This is a genomic window from Nitrospiria bacterium (assembly GCA_036397255.1).
Lineage (GTDB): Bacteria > Nitrospirota > Nitrospiria > DASWJH01 > DASWJH01 > DASWJH01.
On the sequence record DASWJH010000015.1, the window covers coordinates 1 to 13,496 of the forward strand.

General features: G+C 44.5%; 15 protein-coding genes. 11 read left to right on the forward strand and 4 right to left on the reverse strand.

Going from position 1 to position 13,496, the window contains the following annotated elements; translation table 11 throughout:
- Nucleotides 1–212: 212 nt before the first annotated feature.
- Together VGB26_02050 and VGB26_02055 are read right to left on the reverse strand one after the other, a co-directional pair.
- A complete protein-coding gene (locus VGB26_02050) occupies nt 213–860 on the reverse strand; it encodes an ankyrin repeat domain-containing protein (protein HEX9756567.1) in 648 nt (215 codons plus the stop codon).
- Nucleotides 861–1,111: 251 nt separating this feature from the next.
- A complete protein-coding gene (locus VGB26_02055) occupies nt 1,112–1,585 on the reverse strand; it encodes a universal stress protein (protein HEX9756568.1) in 474 nt (157 codons plus the stop codon).
- Between the two features lie 274 nt (nt 1,586–1,859).
- On the opposite strand from VGB26_02055, the gene VGB26_02060 reads away from it, so the two are divergent.
- The 10 genes from VGB26_02060 (at nt 1,860) to VGB26_02105 (ending at nt 10,616) form a co-directional block, all read left to right on the forward strand.
- Entirely contained in the window at nt 1,860–3,155 is a 1,296-nt protein-coding gene (locus VGB26_02060; GenBank protein ID HEX9756569.1) for a citrate synthase, read from the forward strand.
- 502 nt (nt 3,156–3,657) lie between these two features.
- A complete protein-coding gene (locus VGB26_02065; protein HEX9756570.1) occupies nt 3,658–4,095 on the forward strand; it encodes a CBS domain-containing protein in 438 nt (145 codons plus the stop codon).
- A 161-nt stretch (nt 4,096–4,256) separates the two neighbouring features.
- The gene (locus VGB26_02070; protein ID HEX9756571.1) at nt 4,257–6,494 is read left to right on the forward strand and encodes an OmcA/MtrC family decaheme c-type cytochrome; all 2,238 of its coding nucleotides are present in this window, start codon (nt 4,257–4,259) and stop codon (nt 6,492–6,494) included.
- A 4-nt stretch (nt 6,495–6,498) separates the two neighbouring features.
- Nucleotides 6,499–6,810, forward strand: coding sequence for a hypothetical protein (locus VGB26_02075; GenBank protein HEX9756572.1), 312 nt, complete (start codon nt 6,499–6,501; stop codon nt 6,808–6,810).
- The gene (locus tag VGB26_02080; protein HEX9756573.1) at nt 6,811–8,106 is read left to right on the forward strand and encodes a hypothetical protein; all 1,296 of its coding nucleotides are present in this window, start codon (nt 6,811–6,813) and stop codon (nt 8,104–8,106) included.
- Nucleotides 8,107–8,170: 64 nt separating this feature from the next.
- A complete protein-coding gene (locus VGB26_02085) occupies nt 8,171–8,728 on the forward strand; it encodes a hypothetical protein (protein ID HEX9756574.1) in 558 nt (185 codons plus the stop codon).
- Entirely contained in the window at nt 8,718–9,311 is a 594-nt protein-coding gene (locus tag VGB26_02090) for a hypothetical protein (GenBank protein HEX9756575.1), read from the forward strand. Before VGB26_02085 ends, VGB26_02090 begins: the two co-directional genes overlap by 11 nt.
- Complete coding sequence (locus tag VGB26_02095; GenBank protein ID HEX9756576.1) at nt 9,269–9,769, forward strand: c-type cytochrome; 501 nt, start codon at nt 9,269–9,271, stop codon at nt 9,767–9,769. Before VGB26_02090 ends, VGB26_02095 begins: the two co-directional genes overlap by 43 nt.
- A 30-nt stretch (nt 9,770–9,799) precedes the next feature.
- Nucleotides 9,800–10,411, forward strand: a complete 612-nt coding sequence (locus VGB26_02100) for a NapC/NirT family cytochrome c (GenBank protein HEX9756577.1) — start codon at nt 9,800–9,802, stop codon at nt 10,409–10,411.
- Nucleotides 10,401–10,616 (forward strand): hypothetical protein, encoded by a 216-nt coding sequence (locus tag VGB26_02105; GenBank protein ID HEX9756578.1) that lies wholly within the window; start codon nt 10,401–10,403, stop codon nt 10,614–10,616. The genes VGB26_02100 and VGB26_02105 overlap by 11 nt, the downstream gene beginning before the upstream one ends.
- 17 nt (nt 10,617–10,633) lie before the next feature.
- Here VGB26_02105 and VGB26_02110 read toward each other — a convergent pair whose 3' ends face one another.
- Nucleotides 10,634–11,476 (reverse strand): radical SAM protein, encoded by an 843-nt coding sequence (locus VGB26_02110; GenBank protein ID HEX9756579.1) that lies wholly within the window; start codon nt 11,474–11,476, stop codon nt 10,634–10,636.
- Nucleotides 11,477–11,639: 163 nt separating this feature from the next.
- Between VGB26_02110 and VGB26_02115 the strand changes: the two genes are divergently transcribed.
- Entirely contained in the window at nt 11,640–12,572 is a 933-nt protein-coding gene (locus tag VGB26_02115) for a carboxypeptidase-like regulatory domain-containing protein (GenBank protein ID HEX9756580.1), read from the forward strand.
- Nucleotides 12,573–12,608: 36 nt separating this feature from the next.
- Here VGB26_02115 and VGB26_02120 read toward each other — a convergent pair whose 3' ends face one another.
- Nucleotides 12,609–13,385 carry a hypothetical protein gene (locus VGB26_02120; GenBank protein HEX9756581.1) on the reverse strand — a complete coding sequence of 259 codons (777 nt, stop codon included), beginning with the start codon at nt 13,383–13,385 and terminating at the stop codon, nt 12,609–12,611.
- Between the last annotated feature and the right edge of the window lie 111 nt (nt 13,386–13,496).

Below are 13,496 nucleotides of genomic sequence, written 5' to 3' on the forward strand. Positions count from 1 at the left end.
AATGACGAACTGGATTTTGCAGGAACCTCTAATACTTCAAAGGCTTCAACCACAGAATGACTTTGACTTGACCCTTGCCCTGTATGGACCTTAAACACTTTTTAACAATTTTTACCCACTCGATTACACGAAGACCCAAAAATAAATATACTTTAATAAGAAGCAGGTCTTTAAATTGGGAAGCTTAAAAAAGGTTTAAAGGTTTCTATCTTTTACCCAGGGGTTTCACTTTTTTTGAGTAGTTGGATAATCTCTTTAAAATCTTTCTCCTTTGCAACATCCAAAGGAGTTTTTCCCTTATCATTTTTTAGGCCTGTTTCGGCGCCATTTTTAAGAAGCAGTTCTACAATTTCTTTCCTGTTATTTTGGGAGGCCACATGAAGGGCCGTATCCCCTTCCACTCCTTTAGCGTTAACATCTGCCCCGTTATCCAGTAATGTTTTAACGATATGTGTATACCCTCGAAGAGAGGCCAGATGCAGGGCTCTTGCGCCGGAAAGATATTGAGCGTTTACATCGGCTCCCTTATCGATTAGAGCCTCTAAAATTCCCATATGGCCAAGTTGGGCGGCCATGAGCAAGGCAGTGGAACCATCCGGGTGGCTCATGTTGACATCCACGCCATTGGCAAGAAGCATCTTTACCGCTTTCACCTGACCATTGGTAGATGCTGCAATTAAGGCTGTTGTCCCGTCCTCAAGCTTACTATTTACATCGACTCCTTTATCCAGTAAGGACTGCATTTCCTGGACTTCTCCTTTTCTGGCGGCATTAATGAGTAAAATTCCATCTGCCGCAAAAGAGGGTAACGGAACAAAAAGCAGACCCAACAAAACACAAACCCATATTCTTAAATTCATTTTCCCTCACTGTTTAGGTACAGCTATTGGTTGAAACGTTTTCCCTCTTTGCTCGGGGAATCGTATGGGTCAAACATTTCTCTAAAAACAGATCTAGAATAGCCATAAAATATTTCCCTGTCAATTTAAAGATAGCACCCTCTTGTTATAAAAGATTTATAAAAAGAATAAATTTTTTTCTAAATAGGGGGGGTCAGGAAAAATTGAAATCAGATTAATGAAGAAATGGCTTTTTCAATCGGGGACAAAATTTAAACCGAAAACTGAGGCAAAGGGGGAGAGATGGGAATTAGAGACCCTTCAAGGGTGGACTTTGGAGGTCCTTTCCACCTGACCGTAAGCACCGGACAGGAAGCCTTTTGGACCACACGTTCAGCGACGCTTCCCATTAAGGTGTGGGCGAGGCCGGTCCGCCCGTGAGTTCCCATGACGATGAGATCGGCCGGGATTTGATCGGCGGCTTTGAGAATTTCCATTGGCGGGGAGCCCTCCCTGCACAACAGGTAAACATTTTGACATTGGTGGCGAATCTGTTCTTTTAGACCGTTTAATTTATCCGTTTCTTCCTTTTGAATTTCCTTGATCGGGTTGAAAAGTTTTGGGTTGATGCCATGGGCCGGAAAATGGATTACATGGAGCAAATGGACCTCTGCCCGAAAGGTTTTTGCAATAAAAACCGCATAGTCTAATGCTTCATGGGAGCATTCCGAAAAATCGGTGGGCATGAGAATGCACCTTATTTTATCGGGCAACTTTTTTCTCCAATTCCCTGATTTTCCATATTAACTTTCATTCCAACGAAAGTGCTCCTAAATCATATTTCCTTTGAACCCCAAATTTCAAGTAAAAGGGTTCAACACACTTTTTTTGCTCTTCCAATTATTTTCTTATTATAGGTATAATTTCGATTATTGGAAATCTTGGGAAGCATTTTAGAGAGAAACTTTTTTTTTGCTTGTCCAATTCCTGGGTTATTCAATTTAAATCCCGGAGGTAAAAATGAATAATGACAAAATTACCATTACGGATCACGCAAGAGGGAAAAAAATTGACCTTCCGGTTATTCGGGGGACCCATGGGCCTCCAGCCGTGGAAATCAAATCGTTATTTCGAGAACTGGATTATTTCACCTACGATCCGGGCTTTGTGGCCACGGCTAGCTGTCGAAGTGCCATCACCTTTATTGATGGGGAAAAAGGGATTCTGCTTTACCGTGGCTATCCCATTGAACAGCTTGCAGAGAAGAGCAGATTTCTTGAAGTTGCCTTTCTCCTGTTAAACGGTGAGTTGCCCACCCACGCCCAGCTGGAACAATTTGAGCATAGTATTCTTCATCACACCATGATCCATGAAGGGCTGAAATCTTTTTTCCAAGGTTTTAATCATGATGCACATCCGATGGCCATCATGGTCGGTGTGGTGGGTTCGCTATCTGCCTTCTACCACGACTCCACCGATATTACCAACCCTAGACACAGGGAGATTGCAGCGCATCGTTTGATTGCAAAGATGTCCACCATTGCCGCGGCAAGCTACAAACATTCTATTGGTGAGCCCCTTGTTTATCCAAAAAACAACCTTAGCTATACTGGGAATCTCCTGCATATGCTGTTTTCAGTTCCCTGTGAAGATTATGCCGTTAACCCCATAGCAGAGAAGGCCATAGACCTGGTCTTTTTGCTTCACGCGGATCATGAACAAAATGCGAGCACCTCGACGGTACGCCTTGCGGGCAGTTCAGGGGCGAATCCTTTTGCTTGTATTGCTTCTGGGATCGCAGCTCTGTGGGGGCCGGCTCACGGGGGGGCTAGCGAAGCGGTCCTAAGGATGCTCATAGAGATCGGTGAGAATAAAAATATTTCTAAGTTTATTTCAAAAGCAAAGGATAAGCATGATCCTTTCCGTTTGATGGGGTTTGGTCATCGTGTTTACAAGGCATATGATCCGCGGGCCCGAATTATCCGTAAAATGTGCCATCAAGTGTTGGAAAATTTAGGCGGAAACGATCCTCTATTCGATCTTGCTCTCAACCTTGAAGAGATTGCTTTGAAGGATGACTACTTTATTGATAGGAAGCTTTACCCCAATGTGGATTTCTATTCAGGGATCATTTATAAGGCGCTCGGAATTCCAATTCCTATGTTTACGGTGATGTTTGCAATTGCTCGAACAGCGGGCTGGGTTGCCCAGTGGATGGAGATGATCGCAGAACCTGAGCACCGTATCGGAAGACCACGGCAAGTGTATGATGGGGCCCCAAAACGATCCTACCTCACGATGGAGGAGAGAACATGAAGGATTCCTTGAAAAGGGGATTCATGAGATATTTTCAAGAAACCCTTCAAATAAAAAGCAGAGTTAAGGGGATATAAGAATATTCAATATAAAGGCAAAAGGAACCCCACTGAGGCAATTTGCTACTGAGGAAACCCCTCCCCTGTGGCGGATTGTCGAGGTTTGGCTGGGTTGAATTTTCAACACTGTTTCTCATTTAATCAAGAAAAAAGAAGGTTAAATCGAATTTACGTTCTTAAAACAGCGGTGTTTTTTCATTCCCATTGTTTTTAAAGATAATTTTTTATTTCAGAACCCCCCCCTGGCTCTCAACCCAGGTTCTACCTGCAACCATACTCATTTCTTCCCTTCCGCAAGTCTTTCTTCTTGATGAATTTACCTAAAGGTTAATGGCATTTTTCTTGCATTTTTTTAGGGGTAAGAGGTTGTGGTTTTTTGAAGGAAACCTATTAACCCTCTCAGAAAGAGGGGAAGGGGAGGCAAGTAAAAAAGGAGGTGCGCCATGGCACTGTCAGATTTTTGCAAGGGACCTGTAATTACTGCATCTCCGGAAGAGAGTGTGTTGCATGCTTCAATCTTGATGCGGGATAATAAAATTGGATCTGTGGTGATCACCAAAGATGAAAGGCCCATTGGTATTTTGACAGACCGGGATATCGTGATGCGGTTAATGACGGATAGCAAAGAAGGATTCAACACAAAAATCCAGGAGGTGATGACCAAAAATCCTTATGTGGTTCCGGAAGGGATTGGCATTTGGGACCTGATTAAGAGGATGAAGAAATATGCTGTGCGGCGCTTTCCGGTTGTTTCCGGTGAAGGTAAAATTGTTGGGATGATTACAATGGATGACCTCATTGAGTTAATGGGCGAGGAGTTGTCCGGCCTGGGTCATACCATTTCTCAAGAAGTGGGCCACGGTGAAATGAAAGCCGCCTAAGGATTAATGGTCTTTGGAGGAAAAGAGGAGTTTTTTTCCTCCATTTTTTTTGAAAAGCGAGGAGAGAGAAAAGGAGAGTGATTTTGACTCAAACCAATTTTTTTAGCCAAGCAAAGACCCAAAAAACGATTTTTCCTGATAAAAATAAGATAGGTGGGATCATGTGGAGAAGTTTTATTTTTCTTTTTTTTGCAGCCAATTTTTTAGTGGTTGGTGGATGCGGGGAAGATGAAACCATCATTGTGGAGGTTGATAAACCCTTTAATGAAAATAAACTCAACGTGAAAATTACAAGGGTCGTGATACCCAGCAGCGATCGGAAACCGGTGGTGTCCTTTGAGCTAACGGATGAAGCAGGAAATGCCCTGGATCGTGATGGGATTTCTACATCAGGGGCTGTGCGAACCCGTTTTCTCATTGCACGAATCGAAGACGGGGAACGGCAATATACCAGCTATATCACACGCAATTCAACAAGCTCTATCACGGGGAATTCTGCTCTTCAAGCCAACTCTGAATCCAATGAGGGAACCTACACTGCACTGGGAAACGGTATTTATACTTATACCTTTGATATTGCTCTTCCTTTGACCTTTAACCCCGATATTACCCATACCGTGGGAATTTATGCGGATCGGCCTTTTCAAGGGAAAACATACATCTCCAATACTACCTTTGATTTCATCCCATCGGGAGGCGATGTCCGAATTGTTCGGGATATCGTCCGGTCAGAGGCTTGTAACAATTGCCATAATCCCTTGGGAGCCCATGGGGATTTCAGAAGGGATGTTAAGGTTTGTATCCTTTGTCATACGCCTCAGACCAGCGATCCGGATACCGGTCAAACCATGGATTTCAATGTGATGATTCACAAGATACATAGGGGGGCGGAGCTTCCCAGTGTTCAGGGGGGAACCCCCTACCAGATTATCGGATTTGGTTCCACTGTATTTGATTTTTCAACGGTGGAGTTTCCGCAGGATATTAGAAATTGTACCCAGTGCCATACCGGAGGGACACAAAGTGACCATTATAAGAATAAGCCTTCCAGGGCATCCTGCGGTTCTTGCCATGATGACGTGAATTTCTTAAGTGGGGCCAACCATGGGGGAGGCATTCAGTTGGATGATAATAACTGTTCTGCCTGCCACCTTTCTTCCACCGGTAAGGAATTTGATCTGTCGGTGGTTGGTTCCCATACGATTCCAGTCAAGTCCATCCAGGTTCCGGGATTGATTTTCAATATTGTCGGCGTAGAAAGCGCAGAGACCGGATTGAGCACGGTGGCCCCGGGAGAGCATCCGAAAGTCACGTTTAACATTAAAACCGGGACAGGAGGCTCCGTCCTCCCTTCTGAAATGAGGGTTCTCAGGTTAACTTTGGCCGGTCCCACGACAGACTATACAATCCAGGACTATAATAACGACGCATCCAAAACTCCCCCTGAGGAAGATTATAAACAGGAGGATCCCCGATCTTCTGCAATTGCAGATGGCTTGGGGAATTTCACCTATACGTTTGTGGGTCAAATTCCAACGGATGGCTCCGGTAGCTATGCCATCGGCGTGGAAGGATATCGGTGTGTGACGGTCCAGGGAATCAATTCAAGGAAAGGGGGGTTGAATTGTTCAGGAACCAGGGACCCCAATGGCAATGGCACAGAAGATCCCGGAGAGGTTTTTAATGAAGTCCGGGATGCCGGGGAAAATGTAGTCACTTATTTTCCAGTAACGGATTCAGTGGCAGTGCCGCGCCGGAAGGTTGTGGATACCTCCACCAAATGTGTCTCCTGCCATGGTATTTTCTCAAAGGATTTTTCCGTTCATGGCGGAACCCGAAATACCACGGAGTATTGTGCGCTCTGTCATAACGTCTCCCACGATACATTGGGGAGGCAGCCTTCTACGGAGGGTGTGGCGACGGTCACCAAATCCGTTGATTTCAGAGTGATGATCCATAAGATTCACCAAGGGGAAAATCTCACAAATTCCTATGTTCTCTACAGTTTTTCCTCCCAGCCCATCGATTTCAGCGAGGTCCTCTTTCCGGGAAATACACGGGATTGTGAATCCTGCCATTTAAGCGGAACCTATTCCCTAAAGTCCGGGGAAGGAATTTTGGGGACGGGGGTTTTGTCGACCCTCACACGAGAATTCATCCGGACGGGAACCACAAAAAATATCACCAATACATTTACAAGCCCCCCTGTGGTGACGGTCTGCACCGCCTGCCATGATCATGTGGACCCCGAAGTGGGGACCAATCACTTGGCGGGGGCCCAGCCTGAAAGTGATTGTGTCATTTGTCACGGAGAAGGAAAAGCCTTGGGGGCGGAGAATCCATCTGTTCATTTTCCTCCCCTTCCGCCGGAAAGGCGTATGGAACGTCCACAGGGATAAGAGAATGGGAAAATTTTCTTTTCTGGTTCCTCTGCTCCTCCTGTTCTTGTTGAGCTGCGCAGAATCGGGGGATGATGAGGGGCAGAACTTAGGGAATCTTTTTGAAGGTCCCGGTGGTATTATTGTGACACAGGCGGAACACCCTGAGGGTTGGGGACGTTCGGACTGTTTGATTTGTCATCCGGCAGAAGAAATCCATCGTGTTAATCGAACAGGTGAAGGAACACTTCCCCTTGAGGATATCAGGGAACTTGCCCTGAGGGCAGGCGTAGGGGGGTGCTCGGTATGCCATGGGGACAACGGGGTTACCGAATAATTGGGAAAAAGATTTTTAAAAATCGGTTTGATTGCCTTTATCTTACTCTTTTCCAAAACGGGGGAAGCCAACGGCGAAGAAGAGATGCTAATGCCTCAGGGTCCTTCCGTCGTTGGAAACTTCACTCTTGCCTTCCAGGCCAATAGCCCTCTCATCCGTTCCAATGGAAACCGGGAAAAGGTCCATCCCTTTTACCAATACCTGGAGCTCAATGCGGTTAGTCCGAAAGAGGGTCTTTCCTTTAACAGTTATTCAAGAGGAAGGCAGGTTTTTAGCGGAGAAGAACGCTCCTTTGATGCGTATTACGCTTTCCTGGAATATAGAAATGGTGGGGGAACAGTCGATGTCCGGTTAGGCAGGCAGATTCTAACAGAGGGGACCAATTATTACCTGGTGGATGGAGGTTTGGTTAAATTTCGCCCCACGCAAGACATAGAAATCTTGGCTTATGCAGGGTACCAGGATCGAGATACCCACCCAGACCCTGAAGCTCCCTTAATCAGCTCATCCATATATGGGGTCAAATTAAAATCCAGTGAATTTCTCGATTCGATTATTTCGTTGGGATATGAAAGGATCAATCCCCAGGATTTTGGCTCAAGGGATTTTCTTCATTTATCATTGAACAGACTGGTTCCGTTTACCGAGTCTGCGGACTTTTATACACGGGGGGAAATCGATGTAGGGGAGGGAGATCTTGCACTTTTGACCACGGGGGTGGGAATGACTCCCTACAAATCCCTTCACCTCAATGTGGAATATGATGTTTCCCGGCCTGACGGAGATCGGGGAGATTATTTGCAGGACCGCATTTTTGATCTTTTTTCAGTCAGCCGTCTTCACCAGGCGAAGACCGGTGTGACCTACATCCCGGCGAAATTTCTAAAAACCTCTGCCAGCTATGCATTTTCCAGATATGAGGTATCCAACGGGGTGAGGGCCTACGGCCATCTGACCAGATTGGGTTTTTCCTGGGATTTTTGGCGTCGGGTCGGCCTCAAAGCCTTTCAAGGGCTTTATTATTTAAAAGGCCGTGGAAAGGACGAGGCGGTGGGGGTGAATTTCAGCGTTTCTGAGGAAATACTCAGAGGACTCAATTTACATTACTCGTTTGCATTTGTTCATGTGGAGACGTTGACCAACAAGATAGGGGATGCTTTCAGCCATGCGTTTGGACTTCAATATTTATTGATCCGAAATCTTTTATTGAAAGCCGAGGTTGAATTGAATGATAATCCTGATTTTCAAACCGATACCCGTGTCAATCTGGTAGCCAGCTATGATTTTTACTTCTGAAATCAAAAATGAGATCTTTCTTGGGGTTATCCTGGTTGGTATTTTTCTACTTCAGGGATGCCGTATGTCAGAAGTGGAGTGGGGATGGAAGGCCCAGAGGCCGGCGAGCATCCAGGAAGTTTTCTCCCATGAGGTACATGAAACCGTGTTGGAAAAAGAAGGGTTTGCCTGCTCGGTGTGCCATCCCATGGGGGCATTGATTGAGGAGGAAAAAGAAGAAGAAAAAATGTATGATTTTTCCAAAGAGGTTTTCTTTCCCGGAAAAGAGACCTGCCATTTTTGCCATTTTAACCCCAAGGGAATCAACGTGGCGCCGGGCAGGTGCGGCCTCTGTCATTTCGATCTTCTGGAGGTTCAGCCTGCCAATCATCAATTCGACTGGGGTTCCAAGCATGGGGTCTACGCCAAAGCAGATGGGGGAGATTGTGGAAGCTGCCATCTTCCCAAGTTTTGTGAGGATTGCCATCAGCGAAGAGATCTTCCGACGCAAAGGGTTCATGACCGGAATTTCAGGTTTGTTCACGGAATGGAGGCTCGGGTCAATCCAAAATCTTGTGGTAACTGCCACGAGCTGATTGGGTTTTGCGCGAGCTGCCATATCGAGGGGGGATATGAAAGGTAATTGGTGGCTAATGGTCATTCTTTTTTTGATCCTATCTCCCGGAGTCATAAGTGCCCAGGAGGGGGATGAGGAAAATCCCCATGTGGAGATGCTTGACGATCAGTTTGTTTGCCTGGATTGCCACACCCGGCTTCCGAAGGAAGGGGAAACCAGTCCAGATTATTTTCTGGTTGATCTTCCCTCAGAGAATTGTCTAGGCTGTCATTCGGAAGTGGAACATTCTGGGGTGAAGGAACATGAGAAGAAAGATTCGGGTCCGCTTCCAGGGGATGAAAACAGAAAAATGACCTGCTTTACCTGCCATGATCCCCACCCCCAAGGTTCCATTCATGGAAGGATTGTTTATGATTCGGAGGTGAACCCAAGGAGCAGGGATTTTACAAGAATCATTCATTTTCCGGATGTTGAAAAAAGGGCCAAAAAAGAAGTGGCCCCGGGTAAAAAAAAGGAAGTTTATCTTAGGTTTCCCATGGGTCAGGACCAACTTTGCCGGGAGTGCCATGACCCTTTGAAGGAAGCCCAATGGAGAGAGGGGATTTTATGGAACAAGTTTTTAAGGTTTTTTTCCTATTCATTGCCCTAGTTTTTGTAGGAAGTATGGCCTTGGCCCAAGAGAAAAAAAGTGCCGAGGAGGGGCGTAAAATTTTTGTGGAGAAAAGATGTTATACCTGTCATACGGTCAAAGCGGAAGGCGAATTAATCGAAAAGGAAAAAGAGGCATTCGCCAAATCCAAGGGGGTTGAGCTAAAAGGCGAAGATGAGGATGACGGCGACGGGGAAGATGAAGATAAAAAAGATTCAAAGATAGGTGGGGATCTTTCCCATGTGGGAAAGGAGAGAGAAGGAAAGTGGATCCGAGACTTTATTCAAAAACCCAAGGACCAATTTAAGGATTCTTCCGATTGCAAGAGAAAAGCTAAGAAAAAAGATCGAAAGCGTTTTAAAGGAACGGAAAAGGAACTGGAGGTTTTGGTAGGATACATTTCCGGTTTGAAATATCCGCAACAAGAGAAAAAACCCGAAACCTGTTTGAAAGAGTAGATTCTAAAGAAAGATTGAGAGGGAAAACGTATGCTTGAGGAAAATTTGGTCAAAGCTATTGGTATTGGCTTGTGTGTGTTCACCATTCTTCTTGTGGTTTATACGATTTTCTTCAGACCGAAGTCCTTTCTGGAAGATATCACCGCCCGTTGGCTTTTATTGTTTGGATTTGTCATTTTATCCCCTCTGGCCTATCTGTTGAGCTTTGCCATGGTGTTCGAAGATTCTAAAACGGTTTCGTTCTGTAATTCCTGCCATGTGATGGAAAGCCGTGTTGAGAATCTCAAAAACCCTGATAGTGAATATTTGGCCGCCCAGCATTATCAATTCCGGTGGATTGCAAATAATCAGTGCTATCACTGTCATACGGATTATAATCTTTTCGGAGGGTTCAGAGGAAAAATTGCCGGGTTTAGGCATGTTTGGGCCTATTATGTGGTGGGTTATGAGTTGCCCCTAAAAATTTATGGGACTTACGATAACCAGATCTGTCTTTATTGCCACGGGCCGGTACGTAATTATCAAGAACTGGAAGAGCATCAGGATTACCTAAAGGATCTTGATCTCAGCAAGAAGTCCTGTTTAGGATCAGATTGTCATATCGCAACACATCCCAAAGAGAGGAAGAAAAGTGGCCTCTGAAAACGTAAAAAAATTCAATAAGGCATTGATGTTTGCGGGAATCTTTAATATCATCGGTCTGTTATTGGTTTCATTCTCACTCTTTAAGGTGACTCCCATTACCATCATTCTTTCAACGGGTGTGGGAGGTCTCCTCATTGGCATGGCGGTTCTTTTATATCTTAAGGTGGTTATTCAAGATCTTCGGAAACAGAAAATTCTATGATGAAAGACCCATAGGCCTTATACGGAATTAAACCCTTCTTGACTAACCAGAACCCGTTTGTCTCCCAAAACGGTTTGAAAAATATTTCGGACCTCCCATAATTTTTCTAGCTTGGCCCATTCCGAATATCCCCCGGTATTGAGTCTTTTCACAAAATCCGTCCTCAGGGTTCTTTTTCCGTTTGAACCATCGCCGATGAGAAAATGGTCTAAGATCACCCTGTGGGATGCCTCGCCAATCCCTTGTGCAAAACCGATGGGATTTTTTAGTGGCAGTAGGGGACTGACAGTCGTTTGGGTCTGTATTCCTTTATCCTTGAACGCTTTTAGAGTTCCCAAACGCTGAAGGGGAGGAAAAGTATGGGGAGGAAACCCCGGAACGGGGTCCAGATCAGTTTCGACGGTCATGGAAACCCAGACCTGACATAGCCCTGATAATTTTTTTATGAGATGTAAATCCCGGCCGATTAAAGTGGAATGGGTTTGAATGACCAGAACATCGGGTGGTCGTGAAATCATTTTTTCCAATAATTCAGCCGTTAGCCCGAGGGATTTTTCCTGGGGGACATAGGGATCGGTGATACTGCTCATGTAAATTCTTAAAGGTTTTGCCTTTCCTCGTAAGGGGTGTTTGATTCGATCATAATCTTTTATATAGGTTTCTTTAATATTTTCTTTTGCTCCATAAAGCCCCCACGGTCTGCCCTTAGTGTTCCATGTGATGTGCTGGGCATAACAAAACGTACCGCAAAGTGCATTTGCAAAGGAACACCCACTGTAAATATTAACCGTGTGGGTAAATCCATTTTTCAGAAAGCCACCCGTGGGCGTCAGAAGGGTTTTATTGTCGATCCAGTCCATTTTTTCGCATTTGATGATTTAATTAAAATTCTTTATAATTATAGTGGAGCGTATTTAATAATAGAATTATTAAAAATGTATTCCTGCTTTTTTTATAAGGTAATATGTCTTCCAACTGATGATTAACCTATTTTTAAATTTGTTGATAAAACAATCAAGGGAAATGATGGCACATTCTGGTAAGGTTTTTATAGGATGTCTGGTAGCTGTTATCTTTGGTATTTCGGATAGTTATGGCTACACAGGAACGAAAGTTGGTAACGGGGGAAAAATCCATGGGAGGGTGATATTAAAAGGTCCCGTACCGGAACACCGGGCCTTTCCGATAGTTCTTTATCCGTTTGGGTCTTATTGCAAGAAAATATCCAATGGAGAAGGGTTGATTCTGCTCAAAGAGTTCAATGTCGATCTTGATGGAGGTTTGCAGGATGCCGTGGTGGCGGTTCAGGGTGTGACAAAAGGAAAGCGATTTCGGTCTAAAAAAAATCAATTTGTAGCCATTAACTGCATGTTTCATCCTGCCGATGTTCCCGAAGACAAGCAATTTGAATTGCATGCCGGAAGATTGACCCACGTTCATCCGCTGGTCAGCATCATGAGGAACCACCGGCGCGTGTCTGTCGTGAACAAAGACCCTGTTCTACATGGAGGTCAGATTTATCAGCCGGAAACCGGTCACCGGGTGTTGAGTTTCCCTGTTCCGGTTTCTGGGGGAAAATTCGGGGGAACCATCCATTTGGGAAAGGGTAAAAAAATTGTCCAGATGATCTGTCCAATGCATGAATTTATGCAAAGCTGGGGATGGATCGTGGATAATCCCTATTTTGCCAAAACCCAAAAAGGAGGAGGGTATTTGATTGATGACTTATTGCCAGGGAAATACAAAGTCACCGCTTGGCATCCCCATCTCAAGCCCATAGAAAAAGAGTTTACCATCCTTGAAGGGAGAACCGTTTCGATCGATTTTGAGTTTGATCCCACTCAAGTGGTCCGTCCATTATACGAAACACAGGAGCATTTCCGGATTCCACCTGAGTCCGATCCCTTTCAGGACCTGGAGGGTTGTGAAGACCCTTTTTGTGTGAAAAGAGATTGAAGTTTTTTTTTCAGGATTTAACACGGCAGGAAAAAACTATTGATACACCTGAAGGGAGGAAATTTCGTCAAACCCCATTTCAAATTCCAGGCTGCCCTGGTCTGAAGCTTTTTTAAAAACCAGGATTCTTTTTTTAATTTGTGTTAACTGTCCATCCATAATGAGACCGTCTTTTCCTTTTACCCGGAATGTCTCTCCGATCTTTTTGTAAGCTTTGGTTAAGGGAACCTCCTCAAGGGTTGCATATTCCTCCGAAAAAAAAGTTTTAATTTGGGCCAAGGGTTGGTTCTTATTTTTGTTTTCCTGCTTGGGTTGACCGGGTGGGATTTCCACAATTTCAGTGGGCGTTTTTCTCAGTTTCTTTTCCTTTGTCTTCGTTAGACTCTTTATTATTTCTTCCAATGTTTGCCTGATCTTTAAGAATTTTTCTTTTTCTTCAGGGTTGAGAGACCGCGTGTTCTGGATCTGATCCAATAATTGATCAATTTTTTTTCCCTTTTCTTCTTGGGATATCCCTTTTCTGGTTACCTCATAGATCCCTTCAAGCATTTGAAGTCCCCCTAAACCGATCAGTAAATAAAAAAGCAGGGAGACAAATCCGGAAATTGAAATGATATGGATCAAAAAAGGCTTTTTGGCTTCAGACCAGTTTTTTATTGCGAAAATAACGGTGGTAAAGGGGGAGAGGAATAAAACCAAAAAACCCCATAGAACGCTTTCCCGGAAGGCCACGATGACTAACCAAATGAAAGAGGTAAAAATGGCTGTTCCGAAGAGGATCCAAAAAATAAACGCGAGAAGCGTTACCGTCATTTAAGACCTCCAGACCTGTGTTCTTTATGTGTTTAATTCTATCCCATTCTAATTTTCAGTCAATTGAGCAAAGGTTATATTTCTTATGGAGAATTTAAGGGGGAAAAGATA